Below are 14927 nucleotides of genomic sequence, written 5' to 3' on the forward strand. Positions count from 1 at the left end.
TCAGCCGCCGCAGGAGGCGAGGTGGGTGCCGAAGCCGCCGCGCTCCGGCAGCGCGCCGGCCACCGGGTCGGGTGCGGCGGCCCGGGGGGCGATGCCGACGGTCGGCACCTGCATGGCGAGCGCCACGGTGTCCCCGCCGCCGACCGGCCCGAGGGCGCAGTCGTCATCGTCGTCGTCGGAGGTGAGGTTGCAGCCGGAGAGGGCGAGTGCCAGCGCGGTGAGCGCGCCGAGCTGCACGGAGGCCGACCGCAGCCGGCGGCGGGGGTGTCGTTCCACGTTCATGGTTGTAACTGATCCACGCCACCGGCGCGTCTCCTGACCGGCCCGTACCGTGGCCGGAACCGGTCCGCCCCGCCGCCGGGCACGGTGCGCCCCGCAGCCGGAACCGGTCCGCCCCGCCGCCGGGCGCGGTCCCACGGTCGGACGTTACGCTCGGCTCATGCTCCGTTCCGTCATCCTCGCCGCCTCCCGGTCATCCCAGGTCGAGCGGCTCGTCGCGACGGCCCCCCTCACCCGGGACGTCGTCCGCCGGTTCGTCGCCGGCACCGGCACCGACGACGCGTTGCGCGCGACCCGCGAACTCGTCGCCGACGGCCTGACGGTCACCCTCGACAACCTCGGCGAGGACACCGTCACCCCCGACCAGGCCACCGCCACCCGGGACGAGTACCTCGCCCTGCTGCGGGCACTCGACGCCGCCGGGCTCACCCCGGCCGCCGAGGTCAGCGTCAAGCTCTCCGCCCTCGGTCAGCGCTTCGACGAGCAGTTGGCCTACGACAACGCGCGGGCGATCTGCGTGGCGGCCGACGAGGCGGGCACCACGGTCACCCTGGACATGGAGGACCACACCACCACCGATTCGACCCTGGACACGCTGGTCAAGCTGCGTAAGGACCACCCGTCGACGGGGGCGGTGCTCCAGGCGTACCTGCGGCGCACCGAGTCGGACTGCCGGGAGCTGGCCGGTGCCGGGTCGCGGGTCCGGTTGTGCAAGGGCGCGTACGCCGAGCCGGAGTCGGTGGCGTACCAGTCGGCCCGCGAGGTGGACAAGTCGTACGTGCGCTGCCTCAACGTGCTGATGTCCGGGGCGGGCTACCCGATGCTGGCCACCCACGACCCGCGCCTGATCGCCATCGGCGAGGACCGGGCCCGCTGGTTCGACCGGGGCCCCGGCGAGTTCGAGTTCCAGATGCTGTACGGCATCCGCCCCGACGAGCAGGCCAGGCTGGCCGGTGAGGGCTACACGGTGCGCACCTACCTGCCGTACGGGGAGGACTGGTACGGCTACCTGATGCGCCGCCTCGCCGAGCGCCCCGCGAACCTGGTCTTCTTCGGTCGGGCCCTGGCCTCGAAGAAGTAGGCCATCCGGGAACACCAGGTCACGACCGGGTGAACGACGCCCGGTGCGCGATGAGTTGTGGGAAGGGATCGCGCAGGTCACAGCCGCCCCGCTACCGTACTGGTAACACGCGCGTTGCCGGCCCGTGCGGAAGCTCCGTCGGGTGGCGCGCGCCGGGCATGGGATGGGTCGGGTGAGCCATGGCCGGGTCGCAGTCCTCCGACGGTCGGCTGTCGGATGTCAGGTTCCTCACGGTCGCCGAGGTCGCCGCGGTGATGCGGGTGTCCAAGATGACGGTCTACCGCCTGGTGCACAGCGGTGAACTCACCGCCGTCCGGGTGGGCCGCTCGTTCCGGGTGCCCGAGCACGCCGTACACGACTATCTGCGTGGGGCGTTCCAGGAGACCGCCTGATCGCGCCGGTCGCGGCCGTACGACCGCACCGATCGCGACGTAACGGGCATCGGCTGGGGGCGCGTTGGTCCTGCTGACGCTCTCCGGCTACCCTGGAGCCGATCCTGAACCGTGCGCCGGTGTGCCCCGCCGCCACCAGGCTGGGTCCAGGTCCGTTGTCCGCAGAGCGGCCACCGGCGTCACCATCTCGACGCCGGGCGTCCGTGCCGAACGTTGCATCGAAAGGCTGTCGTATGGGCTCGGTGGTCAAGAAGCGCCGCAAGCGCATGGCTAAGAAGAAGCACCGCAAGCTGCTGCGCAAGACCCGCGTCCAGCGTCGCCGTCTCGGCAAGTGACCGACGCCGGGTCACCACCCGGCGTCCGGCACCACTTGCCATCTGTCGACCCCCGGAGGCTCAGGTGATCAGGCCGCGGACATCCCGGCTCGATCTCGCCTGCCGGTCAGGGCGTGCGCGATGACCCCCGGTGGCACCCCAGGTGCTCCGGGGGTCGTCGTCGTGACCGGGGTCGGTCGTTATCTGGGGGCGCACGTCGCCGCCCGGCTCGCCGCCGACCCCCGCATCGAACGGGTGATCGGCGTCGACCCGGCCACTCCCGGCCCCGAGTTCGCCGGCCTGCTCGACCGGGTGGAACGCATCCGGCTGGACCTCGACTCGCTCGGCGGCCTGCTGGCCGACCTCGACGTCGCCGCCGTGGTCCATCTCGCCCTGGTCACCGCCCCCGACCCGCAGCAGGGCGGCCGGTCGGGGATGAAGGAACAGAACGTCATCGGCACCATGCAGCTGCTCGCCGCCTGCCAGCGGGCACCCCGGCTGCGCAAGCTGGTGGTCCGGTCGTCGACCGCCGCCTACGGCGCGTCCTTCCGCGACCCGGCGGTCTTCACGGAGGAGACCGAGCCCCGCGAGGTGCCGCGCGGCGGTTTCGGCCGCGACATCCTCGACATCGAGGGGTACGTGCGCGGCTTCCGTCGCCGTCGACCCGACGTGACGGCGACGGTGCTGCGCTTCGCCCCGTTCATCGGCTCCACCGCCGACACCACACTCACCCGGTACTTCTCCCAGCCGGTGGTGCCCACCGTCTTCGGCCGCGATCCCCGGCTCCAGTTCGTGCACTTCGACGACGCCCTGGAGGTGCTGCACCGGTCGGTCGCCGAGGACCACCCGGGCACGTACAACGTCGCCGGGCCGGGGGTGCTCTCGCTGTCCCAGGCGATCCGCCGGGCCGGTCGGGTGGCCGTGCCGGTGTGGGAGCCGGGGCTGTCCGGGGCCGCCGCGATCGCCCGTAACCTCGGTTTCGGCCGCTACGGCCTCGACCAGGTCGACCTGATCGTGCACGGCCGGGTGGTCGACACCCGCCGACTGACCCGGGAGTACGGCTTCACCCCGCGCTCCACCGCCGTCGCGTTCGACGACTTCATCCGCGCCCACCACGGTGGTGCCGTCCTCAGCCGGGACCAGCTCGCCATGGCCGAGCAGATGGTGCTGGAGAGCATCCGGCAGGTCCGTTCCGCGGTCCGGGACCGTACGTGACCGAGCAGAACGGCCACCGTCGGCTCACCACGCCGCCCGTCCCCGCCCCGCCGTCGCGCAACGGGGCCCGGCCCGAGCCCACCGCCCCCGACCTGGCCCGACCCGCGCCCAAGTCCGCGCCTGCGCCCACGCCCGCGCCTAAGTCCGTGCCCGTGCCCGTGCCCGTGCCCGCCGAGCCTGACGTGGCCGGCCCCTCGGTGGCGGACCGGCCCGGTGACCAGTGGGACCGTCGGGTCGCCTCCGGCCTGGCGTTCCTGCGCCGCCGCCTCTCCGGCCAGTACGAGGTGGACGAGTTCGGGTTCGATCCGGAGCTGACCGGGGCGGTCTTCCATCCGCTGCTGAGGATGCTCTACCGCGACTGGTTCCGCACCGAGGTGACCGGCCTGGAGCACGTGCCCACCGACGGGGCCGGCCTGGTGGTCGGCAACCACTCCGGCACGGTGGCCCTGGACGCGCTGATCCTCTCCGCCGCCCTGCACGACCAGCACCCCGCCCGCCGCTACCTGCGGCTGCTCGGTGCGGACCTGGTCTTCCGGATGCCCGTCGTCTCCGAGCTGGCCCGCAAGACCGGCGGTACGGTCGCCTGCAACCCGGACGCCGAGCGGCTGCTCGGCAACGGCGAGGTGGTGGGCGTCTTCCCCGAGGGGTTCAAGGGCATCGGCAAGCTCTACTCCGACCGCTACAAGCTGCAACGCTTCGGCCGGGGTGGTTTCGTCTCGGCGGCGTTGCGCACCGGCACCCCGATCGTCCCGGTCGCCATCGTCGGCGGCGAGGAGATCTATCCGATGCTGGCCGACATCAAACCGTTGGCCCGGCTGCTCAAGCTCCCCTACTTCCCGGTCACTCCGACGTTCCCGTGGCTGGGGCCGCTGGGCATGGTGCCGCTGCCCAGCAAGTGGCTGATCGAGTTCTGCCCGCCGATCCCGACCGCCCACCTGACCGACTCGGCGGACGACCCGCTGGTCGTGTTCAACCTCGCCGACCAGGTCCGCGAGACCATTCAGCAGACCCTGCACCAGCTGCTGGAACGCCGCCCCGACCCGTTCGGCCCCTGAGCCTGCGGCTCCGGCCGCCCGGCGCGGGGGTGTGGCGCGGTGGCCCGGTCCGGTCCGGAGAGGGTGCGGTGCGGCGCGGTGGCCCGGCGCGGGGAGGGTGTGGCGCGCGGTGGCCCGGTCCGGGGAGGGCGCGGCGCGGTGGCCCGGCGGGTCGGCTGCGGTCCGGGTGGCGCCGGGGTCAGGCCGGGTGGCGGCGTCGGTGCAGCGCCCGGCCGGCGGAGACCGCGCCGGCCAGCAGCCCCAGCGCCGCCGTCGACGGTACGGCGATCCGGGCGGCCCGGCGCCCGGTGCGGAAGTCCCGGACCTCCCAGCCCCGGTCCCGGGCGGTACGCAGCAACGCGCCGTCCGGGTTGACCGCCACCGCCCGGCCCACCGCGTCGAGCATCGGCAGGTCGTTGCAGGAGTCGCTGTAGGCGGTGCAGCGGGCCAGCTCCAGCCCTTCGACCGTGGCGAGTTGGAGGACCGCCTCGGCCTTCGCCGGCCCGTGCATCAGGTCACCCACCAGCCGGCCGGTGTACGCGCCGTCGACCACCTCGGCGACGGTGCCGATCGCGCCGGTCAGGCCGAGCCGGGCGGCGATCACCCGGCCGATCTCCACCGGCGCGGCGCTGACCAACCAGACCCGCTGGCCGGCGTCGAGGTGGCGTTGGGCGAGCCGTCGGGTGCCGACCCAGATCCGTGGTGCCATCAACTCGTCGAAGATCTCCTCGGCGAGTCGTTCGACGTCACCGACCCGCCAACCCTCGACGAAGGCGAGGGCGGCCTGTCTGGCCTTCGACATGTCGCCGGCGTGCTCGGTGGCCAGCAACCGGAACCGGGCCTGCTGCCAGGCGAACCGGGCCAGGTCACCGGTGGTGAAGTAGCGGCGGGCGGCGAGCCCACGGGCGAACCAGTAGATCGACGCGCCCTGCATCATGGTGTTGTCGACGTCGAAGAACGCAGCGGCGCGGGAATCCGCCGGCCCGGGCGCCGGCGTCGCGTCCGCCCAGCCGGCGGTGTGCCCGTGGGCGTCGGTGCTGACGGTCACCTTGCGGGTGTCGGCCATCGCACCTCCTCCCGCGCCGTCGAGCGTGCCTTCGTTGACGAGCCTAGTCGGGCCGGGACGCCGGTCGACCGGTCCACGCAGGAACTGTGGCGGGTGACTCTGCCGCCGGTCAGCGGCCGATCGGGCAGCCGGCCGGGACAGGGCCGAGGGCGTCGCTGTCGACCGGGGCGGGTGACGCGCAGCCGATCGCGGCGCGCAGCGCGTCGGAGCGCTTGCGGATCGCGTCGAGCAGGGCGAGGGACTGCCGGGTGCGTTCCCGCTCGGCGGAGCCGGCCCCGTCGAGCAGGCCGGCCACCGCCCGACGTTGCCCGGTGACGAAGGTGTTCACCGCGTCCAGCGCCGCCGGATCGGTGTGCTGCGCGGCACCGGTGGTGAGCAGCCGTACGCCCTGCCGGGTGTCGGCGTCCATGTCGTCGAGGACCGCGCTGAACCCGGTCGCGTCGTCGCGGAGCGTCGCCGCCTCGTCGAGCCGGGTCCGGGCGAAGTCGAGGAAGAGTTGCCCCCGGCTGAGGTCCGACTTGGCCAGGGCGAGCTGGGCCCGTTCGGTGGAACGCTTCATGCCGTACAGGGCGTCGCCGGGCACCGCGTTCTCGCTGGCGGCGGAGATGCCGGAGACGGCTACCGCCCCGGCCGCGATGCCCACCAGGATGGCGCCCCGGGCCCGGGCCCGGCGGGCGGTCGCCCCGCCCAGCAGCGAACTCCGGCCGGTGGCCTGCGGGGTGCCGGCCGCAGCCGGGTCGGTGGTGTGTTCCCGCTCGGCGGCGGCCACCAGCATGGCCCGCAGGCCGGCGCGGAACTCGACGTCCACCTGGATGTCAGGTCGCTCGGCGACGAGTCGCTGCCCGACCGCCACGAGCCTGGTGAGCTGGTCGTCGGCGCGGGATCGGACGTGGTGGCGTCGGCCGCCGTTGGCCTCGTCGAGAAGCTGGGCGAAGCGTACGGCCCGACGACGGGAGAAAAGGTCGCTGTCCACCGTAGGCACCCCCTCTCGCTGGTCACGGCCGGTCGGCCGCGGTGGTTCCCAGCGACCGGCGGCGGCGTGCACCGTCGTACCAGGGTCGTGGTCGGCGGCGCTGCCCTGGACCGGGACGGATCCGGGGGCGCCGGGACAACCACCGGCCGCACCCGGAGAAACGCTCCGTGCCGGGCACCGGTTACGGGGCGGCCGGCAGCGAAATCACGAAGAGTGATCGTTGCCGCAGGTCAGGGCTGGAAACCGTCGGGTAGCAGACGGGCCAGCGCGCGGACCGCGCGGTACTGCAACGCCTTGATCGCTCCCTCGTTCTTGCCCATCGCCCGGGCCGTCTCCGCCACCGAGAGGCCCTGGAGGAAGCGGAGCACGATGCACTCCTGCTGTTCCGGGTTGAGCCGGGTGACGGCGGTGAGCAGCGCGACGTTGGTGATGTGCTCGACCACCGCCGCCTCGGGGCTGCCCTCCGGTCCGCGGTCCTCCCGGTCGGCGTCGAGTACGTCACCGGTGGTCACCTCCAGCCGGTAGCGGCCGGACTTGAAGTGGTCGGCGACCAGGTTGCGGGCGATGGTGACCAGCCAGGCGCCCAGGTCGCGGCCCTGCCAGGTGAAGCTGCCGATCCGTTTGAGGGCGCGCAGGAAGGTGTCCGAGGTGAGGTCCTCCGCCAGTTGGCGGTTGCCGACCCGGAAGTAGACGAACCGGAAGACCGTGTCCACGTACCGGTCGTAGATCAGTCCGAACGCCTCGGCCTCGCCGGCCTGCGCCCGTTCGACCAGCGTCCAGACCTCGGTGGCCGGGTCGGACGGGTCGGGTCGGCTCGGAAAGCCGGTGGGCGGGGTGCCGGTGGGCGTCGCAGTGGTACCGGGCGGGGCGGGGGCCGGGACCGTCGGGCGTGCGGTGCCCTCGGTCGGTACGGCCGGGACCAGTGCGGTGTCGTCGGTCGGCACGGCCGGGATCAGTGCGGTGTCGTCGGTCGGTACGGCCGGGATCAGTGCGGTCTCGTCGGCCGGTACGGCCGGGATGACGGCGGTCTCCCCGCCGGTCGGATCGGTCACGGCGGGGGGGTCGCCGACCCGGCGGCTCTGCGTGGGCATGGTGGGTGGCCGGGCGGGTGAGGTCACCCGGCCGGCCGGGGTGGCGTTGCCACCGGGCGCGGCGGGCCGGGGTGCCGCCTCGTTGGGGTGTGGACGCTGGTGCACCCGGCGGGACGCCGCCTCCGGGCGGGCCGGGTCCAACCGTTCGTTCACCGATGCGCGGGGCGTCGGCCCGGTCAGCCCGGTGGGATGATCCGGGTAGCCGAAGGCGGTCATCGGGCCTCCCGAGGGCGCGACACGGCCGGGCCCGGACGGCGGCGGGCAGCCGCCGCGCCGGGTCTGTCCCTGTCGGACAGGGCCGTGTGGTGGGGTGCCGACGCGCGGCAGATCCCCTTGAGGTGCTGGTCCAATGCGCGCACAGGCACGGGGGCCTCCTCGGGCTGAGGGGTGTCGACTCACGGCAAATGGGGTGAGCCGACCCGAGTGATGATAGGGCCAACGTCACCCGTGTGTGCCAAGTCCGTTACACAGGGCCAAAGTATTTGCCGGGGCCGCACAGCCTTGGCGGACCGGTTGTCCGTCGTGGTCGGTTGACTTTCACGTCGCGACTTGATCCGGGGTGGAAATTGCAGCTCAGTGGGGTGGTGGGCGGTCGACGACACGCCGCGGCGCCGGTCCGTCCACCGGTGTTCCCGGCCCCGTCCCGGCGCGGTCGGGGACCCGGATCGGCCCTCCGTTCGGGCGGGCCCGTTGACGCTGCGTGACCGTACGGTGTGTGGGCCTGGCCGGGCGGTCGGGGGCGTGCCAGACTCAGCCACCGCGCGACCGGCTCGGCCGTCCCGGGTGTGGCGCACCGGTGGACGGGCGAGACTGGGCGGGCGTGCCCGGCGCGTGTCGCCGGGCATCCGGCACCCGTGCGCACCGGTCCGTCCACCGCGCGCATCCCCGTCGCGGCCGAGTTCGGCCGCCCGTACCCGGAGGTCCCGATGTCCACTGCCGCCCGGCTCGCCCTGATCACCCGACCCGGTTGTCACCTGTGCGAGGACGCCAAGGCCGCCCTGGAGCGGGTGGTGGCGGTCACCGGCGACCGGTGGGTCGAGAAGGACGTGACCGGCGACGTCGAGCTGGAGCGCGAGTACGGCGACCGGCTGCCGGTGGTGCTGCTCGACGGCAAGGAGCACGGGTACTGGCGGGTGGAGGAGGAGCGGTTGCTCAAGGATCTGACCACTCCCCAGCTCTAGGGTGGCGCGGATCACGGTGGGTCAGCAGTCGCGCGCGATTGGTGAGGGAAGTCGGGATTGCGCAATAATCGCGCGGCGGCACCCTTGGCGTGCCGGATCGATCTTGCGGGATGGGGGAGCTGGTGGAGGAGTGCCGCGATTCAGCAAGATCGCGATTTGTGCACGTCTTCACAAGCGCCTACTCTGTAGTTTCGACGCGCCCTGCTAGCACGGCCGGCTCACCCGGCCACCGGCGGGGGTCCCCCAACGGGCGGGCACCGGAGCCGGCCGAGGATCGCACCGCACGGAGTCTCATGAGTCAGCACCGTCACCCTGGCGTGCCCGGCCGCGCCGGTGCCGTACCGGCGCTCCCGGACCTCCCGGAGGCGACCGTCGCGCGGCTCCCCGAGTATCTCCGCGCCCTGCACAACCTCGCCGACGCCGGCCACGAGACGGTCTCCAGCGAGGGCCTGGCCGGGGCGGCCGGGGTCAACTCCGCCAAGCTCCGCAAGGACCTCTCCCACCTCGGCTCGTACGGCACCCGGGGCGTCGGCTACGACGTCGCCCTGCTGATCGACCAGATCGAGTTCGTGCTCGGGCTCACCCAACGGCGGGCCGTCGCCCTGGTCGGGGTGGGTAATCTCGGTCACGCCCTGGCCGGCTACGCCGGCTTCGCCGGCCGGGGTTTCCGGATCGCGGCCCTCTTCGACGCCGACACGTCCCGGGTTGGCGAGATCATCAACGGGTTGGTCGTCCGGCACGTCGACGAGCTGCCCCGGGTCGCCGCCGAGGAGGCCATCTCGATCGGCGTGATCGCCACCCCGGCCCCGGCCGCCCAGGCGGTGGCCGAGCAACTGGTCGCCGTCGGCGTCACGAGCATCCTCAACTTCGCGCCGTGCGTACTCTCGGTGCCGGACGGGGTCGACGTGCGCAAGGTCGACCTCGCCATCGAGCTGCAGATCCTGTCCTTCCACGAGCACCGCAAGGCGTCGCTGACCGCGCTGCCCGCCACCGGCGGCTCCGCCCTCACCGCCCTGCCCGGCGGGCTCACGACCCCCGACACCCAGGAGGCGATCGGCACGTGAAGCTGCTCGTCGTCGGCGCGTCCTACCGCACCGCTCCCGTGGCTACCCTGGAGCAGTTGGCAGTCGCCCCCGCCGACCTCACCCGCACCCTGGACCGCCTGGTCGCCCAGCCGTACGTCGCCGAGGCGGTGCTCGTCTCCACCTGCAACCGGGTGGAGGTCTACGCCGCCGTGTCCGGTTTCCACGGCGGCCTGGGCGACATCTGCGCGGTCCTCGCCGAGCAGGCCGGCGCCCCACCCGCCGCGTTCGCCAACCACCTCTACGTGCACTACGACGCCGCCGCCGTCGACCACGTCTTCCGGGTCGCCGCCGGGCTGGACTCGATGGTCGTGGGCGAGGCGCAGATCCTCGGCCAGCTCCGCGACGCCTACCACTGGGCCTCCGGCGCGGACACCGCCGGGCGGCTGCTGCACGAGCTGATGCAGCAGGCGCTGCGGGTCGGCAAACGGGCCCACGCCGAGACCAACATCGACCGGGCCGGGCAGAGCGTCGTCACCGCCGCCCTGGACCTCACCGCCGAGTTGCTCGACGGTGGCCTCACCGGCCGGCCGGCCCTGGTGGTCGGCGCGGGTGCGATGGGCGCGCTGAGCGTGGCGACGCTGTCCCGCCGGGACGCCGGCCCGCTCACCGTCACCAACCGGGGCGTCGACCGGGCGGTCCGGTTGGCCGAGTCGTACGGGGCGAACGCCGTCCCGATCGCCGGACTCGTCCCCGCGCTCTCCACAGTGGACATCGTAGTGGCCGCCACCGCCGCCACCGAACCGGTCCTCACCGTCGACGTGGTGACCGGGGCGCTCGCCCGCCGCGACCCCGACCGGGGGCCGCTGGTCCTGCTCGACCTCGCCGTCCCCCGCGACGTCGCACCCGAGGTGGCCGGGCTGCCCGGCGTCGAGGTGATCGACATCGACCGGATGGCCACCCTGCTCGCCGACGGCCCGGCCGCCGCCGACGCCGCCGAGGTCGGCCGGATCGTGGCCACCGAGGTCGAGGCGTTCCTGAGCTGGCTGCGCGGCGCCGACGTGGCACCCACGGTGGCCGCCCTGCGTGGACGCGCCGACGACGTGGTCGCCGCCGAGCTGCGCCGGCTCACCCAGCGTCGCCCCGACTTCAGCGACGACCAGCGCGCCGAGGTCGCCCGGACCGTGCACCGGGTGGTGCAGCGGCTGCTGCACCAGCCCACCGTCAAGGTCCGCCAGCTCGCCGCCGAACCGGGTGGCGACCAGTACGCCGCGCTGCTGCGCGAGCTGTTCGACCTGCAGGTGCCGCAGACCTCGCCGGTCGACTCGGTGCCCGACGTGGTCGAGACCGGCCATGGATCGTTCGAGGTCGCCGACCTGCCGGCGACCGACACCGACCAGCCGCCCACCGGAGGTGAGCGATGAGTACCCCCCTGCGCCTCGGCACCCGGGGCAGCGCCCTGGCGATGGCCCAGTCCGGCCACGTCGCCGCGGCGATCACCGCGGCGACCGGCCGCGCCGTCGAGCTGGTCGAGGTGGTCACCGCCGGGGACCGGTCGTCCGCGCCGGTGCAGCGCCTCGGCGTCGGCGTCTTCGTCTCGGCGCTGCGCGACGCGTTGACCGCCCGCACCATCGACCTCGCCGTGCACTCCTACAAGGATCTACCCACCGCCGAGGCGAGTGGGCTGCACGTCGCGGCGGTGCCGCCCCGGCAGGACCCGCGCGACGCGCTGGTCGCCACCGGTGGTCGTACCCTCGCGGAGTTACCGCCCGGCGCCGTGGTCGGCACCGGCGCGCTGCGCCGCATCGCCCAGCTGCACGCCCTCGGCCTGCAACTGGAGGTCACCCCGATCCGGGGCAACGTCGACACCCGGCTCGGCCGGGTGCTCGGCCCGGACGCCGACCTCGACGCGGTCGTGCTGGCCCGGGCCGGGCTGGCCCGGCTCGGCCGGACCGACGTGATCACCGAAACGCTCGACCCGATGCTGATGCTGCCCGCGCCCGCCCAGGGCGCGCTGGCCGTGGAGTGCCGGGCCGACGACTCCGACCTGGTCGAGCTGCTCGCCGTGCTCGACCACGCACCGTCGCGGGCCGCGGTCGTCGCGGAACGGGCGCTGCTGGCCACCCTGGAGGCCGGGTGCTCCGCCCCGGTCGCCGCCTACGCCGAACTCGCCGAAGGTGAGAACGGTGACGAGATTTACCTGCGCGGGGCGGTGATCAGCCCGGACGGTTCCCGAGACCTCCGGCTGTCCCGCACCGGAACGCCCGCCGACGCGGCGGAGATCGGCAAGGCACTCGCCGCCGAACTCCTCGAACTCGGCGCCGACTCGATCCTCGGCCACGAAGGAAGCACCGGCCCGGGGACCCAGCAATTTGGGAGCACAGAATGACCCGCACCCGTAAGCCCGTCGGCCGCATCGCGTTCGTCGGCGCCGGACCCGGTGACCCGGGCCTACTGACCCGCCGGGCCCACGACGCCCTGACCGACGCCGACCAGGTGGTGTACGACCGGGGAGTCCCCGAGTCGCTGCTCGACGTCGTGCGCGCCCAGGCCCGGGCCGACGCCCAGTTCAGCCCCGCCGAGGGCGTACCGGGCGACGTGGCGAAGATGCTCATCAGCGCGGCCCGCTCCGGGCTCAACGCGGTGCACCTGGTCGCCGGTGACCCGTTCGGCCACGACTCGGTGGTCAAGGAGGTGCAGGCCGTCGCGCGGACCGCCGCGCACTTCGAGGTGGTGCCGGGCGTCGGCCAGGCCGAGGGCGTCGCCACCTACGCCGGGGTGCCGCTGCCCGGGGTACGCACCGCCGCCGACGTCGAGGACGTCAGCGCGCTGGACTTCGACGCGCTCGCCGCCGCCGTCGCCCGGGGCTCGCTGGCCCTGGCGGTCGACGCCGGTGACCTGGCCGCCGTGCGGGACGGTCTGCTGGCCGCCGGGGTGGACGGCACCACCGGGGTCGGGGTGACCGGCGACGGCACCGGTGAGACGCAGTACACCACCACGTCGAGCGTGGACTCGTTCGTCGCGGCGGCGCTCGGCTTCACCGGCCGGGTGGTGCTCACCGTCGGCGAGGGCGTCGGCCAGCGGGATCGGCTGAGCTGGTGGGAGAACCGCCCGCTGTACGGCTGGAAGGTGCTCGTCCCCCGGACGAAGGAGCAGGCCGGGGCGATGAGCGCCCGGCTGCGCGCGTACGGGGCGATCCCGTGCGAGGTGCCGACGATCGCGGTCGAGCCGCCGCGTACCCCCGCCCAGATGGAGCGGGCGGTCAAGGGGCTGGTCGACGGCCGGTACGCCTGGGTGATCTTCACCTCGGTCAACGCGGTCCGGGCGGTCTGGGAGAAGTTCGCCGAGCACGGGCTGGACGCCCGGCACTTCGGCGGCGTCAAGATCGCCTGCATCGGTGAGGCCACCGCCGACGCGGTACGCGCCTTCGGCATCCAGCCGGAGCTGGTGCCCGCCGGGGAGCAGTCCTCCGAGGGGCTGCTGGCCGAGTTCTCCCCGCACGACGAGATCCTCGACCCGGTCGGCCGGGTGCTGCTGCCGCGCGCCGACATCGCCACCGAGACGCTCGCCGCCGGGCTCACCGAGCGCGGCTGGGAGGTCGACGACGTGACCGCCTACCGGACGGTCCGGGCCGCCCCGCCGCCCGCCGAGATCCGCGACGCGATCAAGTCGGGCGGGTTCGACGCGGTGCTCTTCACGTCCTCCTCCACGGTGCGCAACCTCGTCGGTATCGCGGGGAAGCCGCACGCGCGTACCGTTGTCGCTGTCATCGGGCCCAAGACGGCGGAGACCGCGACGGAGTTCGGCCTGCGGGTCGACGTGCAGCCGCCGCACGCCTCGGTGCCCGACCTGGTCGAGGCGCTCGCCGCCTACGCCGTCGAACTGCGCGAGAAGCTCGCCGCTATGCCGGCGAAGCAGCGTCGGGGTTCGAAGGTGCAGGGGCCGACCGCGCTCAGGTTCCGCTAGTCGTACTGGGAGGCCCCTCATGCCGTACCCCGAGATCCGGCCCCGCCGGCTGCGCCGTAACGCGGCCGTGCGGCGGCTGGTCTCCGAGACCCGCGTCGACCCGGCCGAGCTGGTCGTGCCGATGTTCGTCAAGGAGGGGCTGACCGGGCCACGGGCCATCGCGTCGCTGCCGGGGGTGCTCCAGCACTCCCGGGACTCGCTGCGCAAGGCGGCGGTGGAGGCGGTCCAGGCCGGAGTCGGCGGGATCATGCTGTTCGGGGTGCCCGAGCAGCGGGACCCGACCGGCTCCGGCGGCACCGACCCGGCCGGCATCCTCAACGTCGCCATCCGCGACGTGGTGGCCGAGGTCGGCGACGCCACCGTGGTGATGAGCGACCTGTGCCTCGACGAGTTCACCTCGCACGGGCACTGCGGGCTGCTCACCCCCGACGGCGGGGTGGACAACGACGCGACCCTGGCCGCGTACGCCGAGATGGCGGTGGCGCAGGCGGACGCCGGGGTCGGCATGGTCGGCCCGTCCGGGATGATGGACGGCCAGGTGGGCGTGGTCCGCCGGGCCCTCGACGCCGCCGGTCACGCCGACGTGGCGGTGCTGGCGTACGCGGCGAAGTACGCCTCCGCCTTCTACGGTCCGTTCCGCGACGCCGTCGAGTCGGCGCTCGACGGCGACCGGCGCACCTACCAGCAGGACCCGGCCAACCTGCGGGAGTCCCTGCGCGAGGTCGAGCTGGACGTGGCCGAGGGCGCCGACCTGGTGATGGTGAAGCCCGCGCTGCCCTACCTCGACGTGGTGGCGGCGGTCCGGGCCGCGGTGGACGTACCGGTCGCCGCCTATCAGGTCTCCGGCGAGTACGCGATGGTCGAGGCGGCCGCCGCGAACGGGTGGATCGACCGCGAGCGGGTGATGCTGGAGACGCTCACCTCGATCCGTCGGGCCGGCGCGCAGGTCATCCTCACCTACTGGGCGGTGGAAGCCGCGACGCTGCTCCGTCAGCGTTACTGACTCCCGGGGCGGCTTGGCCCGTGCCGCGAGCGCCGTGGCCCACCCTCGTCGGCGTCCCCCGCCCCCGGCCCGCCCTCCGTGCCCAGCCCTGACCCCCTGTTTCCTGCCCTGCCCTCTGGGCTTGTGGCCCTCGCTCCTTGCTCCGGTCCTCGTTCCTTGACCTGGCCCCCTGTTTCCTGCCCTGGCTCCTCGTTCCCTGCCCTGGCCTCTGGACTTGTGGCCCCCGTTCCTTGCTCCGGCCCCCGTTCCTTGACCTGGGCCTCCCGGTCCTCGCCTAGGCACCCGGTCCCGCTCTCCTGACCCGGTCCCC

The 14927-nt window shown here is 73.8% G+C and carries 15 protein-coding genes; 11 read left to right on the forward strand and 4 right to left on the reverse strand.

Annotation, left to right across the window (positions count from 1 at the left end; all coding sequences use genetic code 11):
* On the reverse strand, positions 1 to 282 hold the full coding sequence (locus AB0B63_RS17060) for a hypothetical protein (RefSeq protein WP_244252654.1): 282 nt from the start codon (positions 280 to 282) through the stop codon (positions 1 to 3).
* Between the two features lie 157 nt (positions 283 to 439).
* Here AB0B63_RS17060 and AB0B63_RS17065 point away from each other — a divergent pair, with 157 nt between their 5' ends.
* The 5 genes from AB0B63_RS17065 (at position 440) to AB0B63_RS17085 (ending at position 4336) form a co-directional block, all read left to right on the forward strand.
* On the forward strand, positions 440 to 1360 hold the full coding sequence (locus AB0B63_RS17065; RefSeq protein WP_208568313.1) for a proline dehydrogenase family protein: 921 nt from the start codon (positions 440 to 442) through the stop codon (positions 1358 to 1360).
* A 179-nt stretch (positions 1361 to 1539) separates the two neighbouring features.
* On the forward strand, positions 1540 to 1752 hold the full coding sequence (locus AB0B63_RS17070) for a helix-turn-helix domain-containing protein (RefSeq protein ID WP_091242358.1): 213 nt from the start codon (positions 1540 to 1542) through the stop codon (positions 1750 to 1752).
* Between the two features lie 233 nt (positions 1753 to 1985).
* Positions 1986 to 2087: an AURKAIP1/COX24 domain-containing protein gene (locus AB0B63_RS17075; protein WP_007465623.1), complete on the forward strand. Its 102-nt coding sequence runs from the start codon at positions 1986 to 1988 to the stop codon at positions 2085 to 2087.
* 120 nt (positions 2088 to 2207) lie between these two features.
* On the forward strand, positions 2208 to 3281 hold the full coding sequence (locus AB0B63_RS17080; RefSeq protein ID WP_357019438.1) for an NAD-dependent epimerase/dehydratase family protein: 1074 nt from the start codon (positions 2208 to 2210) through the stop codon (positions 3279 to 3281).
* A gap of 182 nt (positions 3282 to 3463) precedes the next feature.
* The gene (locus AB0B63_RS17085; RefSeq protein WP_357019607.1) at positions 3464 to 4336 is read left to right on the forward strand and encodes a lysophospholipid acyltransferase family protein; all 873 of its coding nucleotides are present in this window, start codon (positions 3464 to 3466) and stop codon (positions 4334 to 4336) included.
* Between the two features lie 178 nt (positions 4337 to 4514).
* Here AB0B63_RS17085 and AB0B63_RS17090 read toward each other — a convergent pair whose 3' ends face one another.
* From AB0B63_RS17090 to AB0B63_RS17100, 3 genes are all read right to left on the reverse strand, one after another.
* Positions 4515 to 5381: an HAD-IB family hydrolase gene (locus AB0B63_RS17090; protein WP_208568311.1), complete on the reverse strand. Its 867-nt coding sequence runs from the start codon at positions 5379 to 5381 to the stop codon at positions 4515 to 4517.
* Between the two features lie 109 nt (positions 5382 to 5490).
* Positions 5491 to 6354, reverse strand: a complete 864-nt coding sequence (locus AB0B63_RS17095; protein ID WP_208568310.1) for a DUF5667 domain-containing protein — start codon at positions 6352 to 6354, stop codon at positions 5491 to 5493.
* A gap of 230 nt (positions 6355 to 6584) precedes the next feature.
* Entirely contained in the window at positions 6585 to 7661 is a 1077-nt protein-coding gene (locus AB0B63_RS17100) for an ECF subfamily RNA polymerase sigma factor, BldN family (protein ID WP_357019443.1), read from the reverse strand.
* Between the two features lie 710 nt (positions 7662 to 8371).
* Between AB0B63_RS17100 and AB0B63_RS17105 the strand changes: the two genes are divergently transcribed.
* The 6 genes from AB0B63_RS17105 to hemB all read left to right on the forward strand — a co-directional run bounded on the left by AB0B63_RS17105 (position 8372) and on the right by hemB (position 14617).
* The gene (locus AB0B63_RS17105; RefSeq protein ID WP_208568308.1) at positions 8372 to 8626 is read left to right on the forward strand and encodes a glutaredoxin family protein; all 255 of its coding nucleotides are present in this window, start codon (positions 8372 to 8374) and stop codon (positions 8624 to 8626) included.
* A 293-nt stretch (positions 8627 to 8919) separates the two neighbouring features.
* The gene (locus tag AB0B63_RS17110) at positions 8920 to 9690 is read left to right on the forward strand and encodes a redox-sensing transcriptional repressor Rex (protein ID WP_357019447.1); all 771 of its coding nucleotides are present in this window, start codon (positions 8920 to 8922) and stop codon (positions 9688 to 9690) included.
* Positions 9687 to 11072, forward strand: a complete 1386-nt coding sequence (locus AB0B63_RS17115; RefSeq protein WP_357019450.1) for a glutamyl-tRNA reductase — start codon at positions 9687 to 9689, stop codon at positions 11070 to 11072. Before AB0B63_RS17110 ends, AB0B63_RS17115 begins: the two co-directional genes overlap by 4 nt.
* Positions 11069 to 12037, forward strand: coding sequence for a hydroxymethylbilane synthase (gene hemC, locus AB0B63_RS17120; protein WP_208568305.1), 969 nt, complete (start codon positions 11069 to 11071; stop codon positions 12035 to 12037). Before AB0B63_RS17115 ends, hemC begins: the two co-directional genes overlap by 4 nt.
* Positions 12034 to 13614 carry a uroporphyrinogen-III synthase gene (locus tag AB0B63_RS17125; protein ID WP_208568304.1) on the forward strand — a complete coding sequence of 527 codons (1581 nt, stop codon included), beginning with the start codon at positions 12034 to 12036 and terminating at the stop codon, positions 13612 to 13614. Before hemC ends, AB0B63_RS17125 begins: the two co-directional genes overlap by 4 nt.
* A gap of 19 nt (positions 13615 to 13633) precedes the next feature.
* Positions 13634 to 14617, forward strand: coding sequence for a porphobilinogen synthase (gene hemB, locus AB0B63_RS17130; RefSeq protein WP_357019455.1), 984 nt, complete (start codon positions 13634 to 13636; stop codon positions 14615 to 14617).
* The last annotated feature ends 310 nt before the right edge of the window (positions 14618 to 14927 follow it).

The sequence above is a fragment of the Micromonospora sp. NPDC049081 genome (assembly GCF_040648835.1).
GTDB classification, from domain to species: domain Bacteria; phylum Actinomycetota; class Actinomycetes; order Mycobacteriales; family Micromonosporaceae; genus Micromonospora; species Micromonospora antibiotica.

Coding starts and splice junctions, on each gene's coding strand:
- AB0B63_RS17090 (WP_208568311.1), bottom strand. CDS start 5,381: ATGGCCGACACCCGCAAGGTGACCGTCAGCACCGACGCCCACGGGCAC.
- AB0B63_RS17080 (WP_357019438.1), top strand. CDS start 2,208: ATGACCCCCGGTGGCACCCCAGGTGCTCCGGGGGTCGTCGTCGTGACC.
- AB0B63_RS17100 (WP_357019443.1), bottom strand. CDS start 7,661: ATGACCGCCTTCGGCTACCCGGATCATCCCACCGGGCTGACCGGGCCG.
- hemB (WP_357019455.1), top strand. CDS start 13,634: ATGCCGTACCCCGAGATCCGGCCCCGCCGGCTGCGCCGTAACGCGGCC.
- AB0B63_RS17110 (WP_357019447.1), top strand. CDS start 8,920: ATGAGTCAGCACCGTCACCCTGGCGTGCCCGGCCGCGCCGGTGCCGTA.
- hemC (WP_208568305.1), top strand. CDS start 11,069: ATGAGTACCCCCCTGCGCCTCGGCACCCGGGGCAGCGCCCTGGCGATG.
- AB0B63_RS17060 (WP_244252654.1), bottom strand. CDS start 282: ATGAACGTGGAACGACACCCCCGCCGCCGGCTGCGGTCGGCCTCCGTG.
- AB0B63_RS17125 (WP_208568304.1), top strand. CDS start 12,034: ATGACCCGCACCCGTAAGCCCGTCGGCCGCATCGCGTTCGTCGGCGCC.
- AB0B63_RS17105 (WP_208568308.1), top strand. CDS start 8,372: ATGTCCACTGCCGCCCGGCTCGCCCTGATCACCCGACCCGGTTGTCAC.
- AB0B63_RS17065 (WP_208568313.1), top strand. CDS start 440: ATGCTCCGTTCCGTCATCCTCGCCGCCTCCCGGTCATCCCAGGTCGAG.
- AB0B63_RS17070 (WP_091242358.1), top strand. CDS start 1,540: ATGGCCGGGTCGCAGTCCTCCGACGGTCGGCTGTCGGATGTCAGGTTC.
- AB0B63_RS17075 (WP_007465623.1), top strand. CDS start 1,986: ATGGGCTCGGTGGTCAAGAAGCGCCGCAAGCGCATGGCTAAGAAGAAG.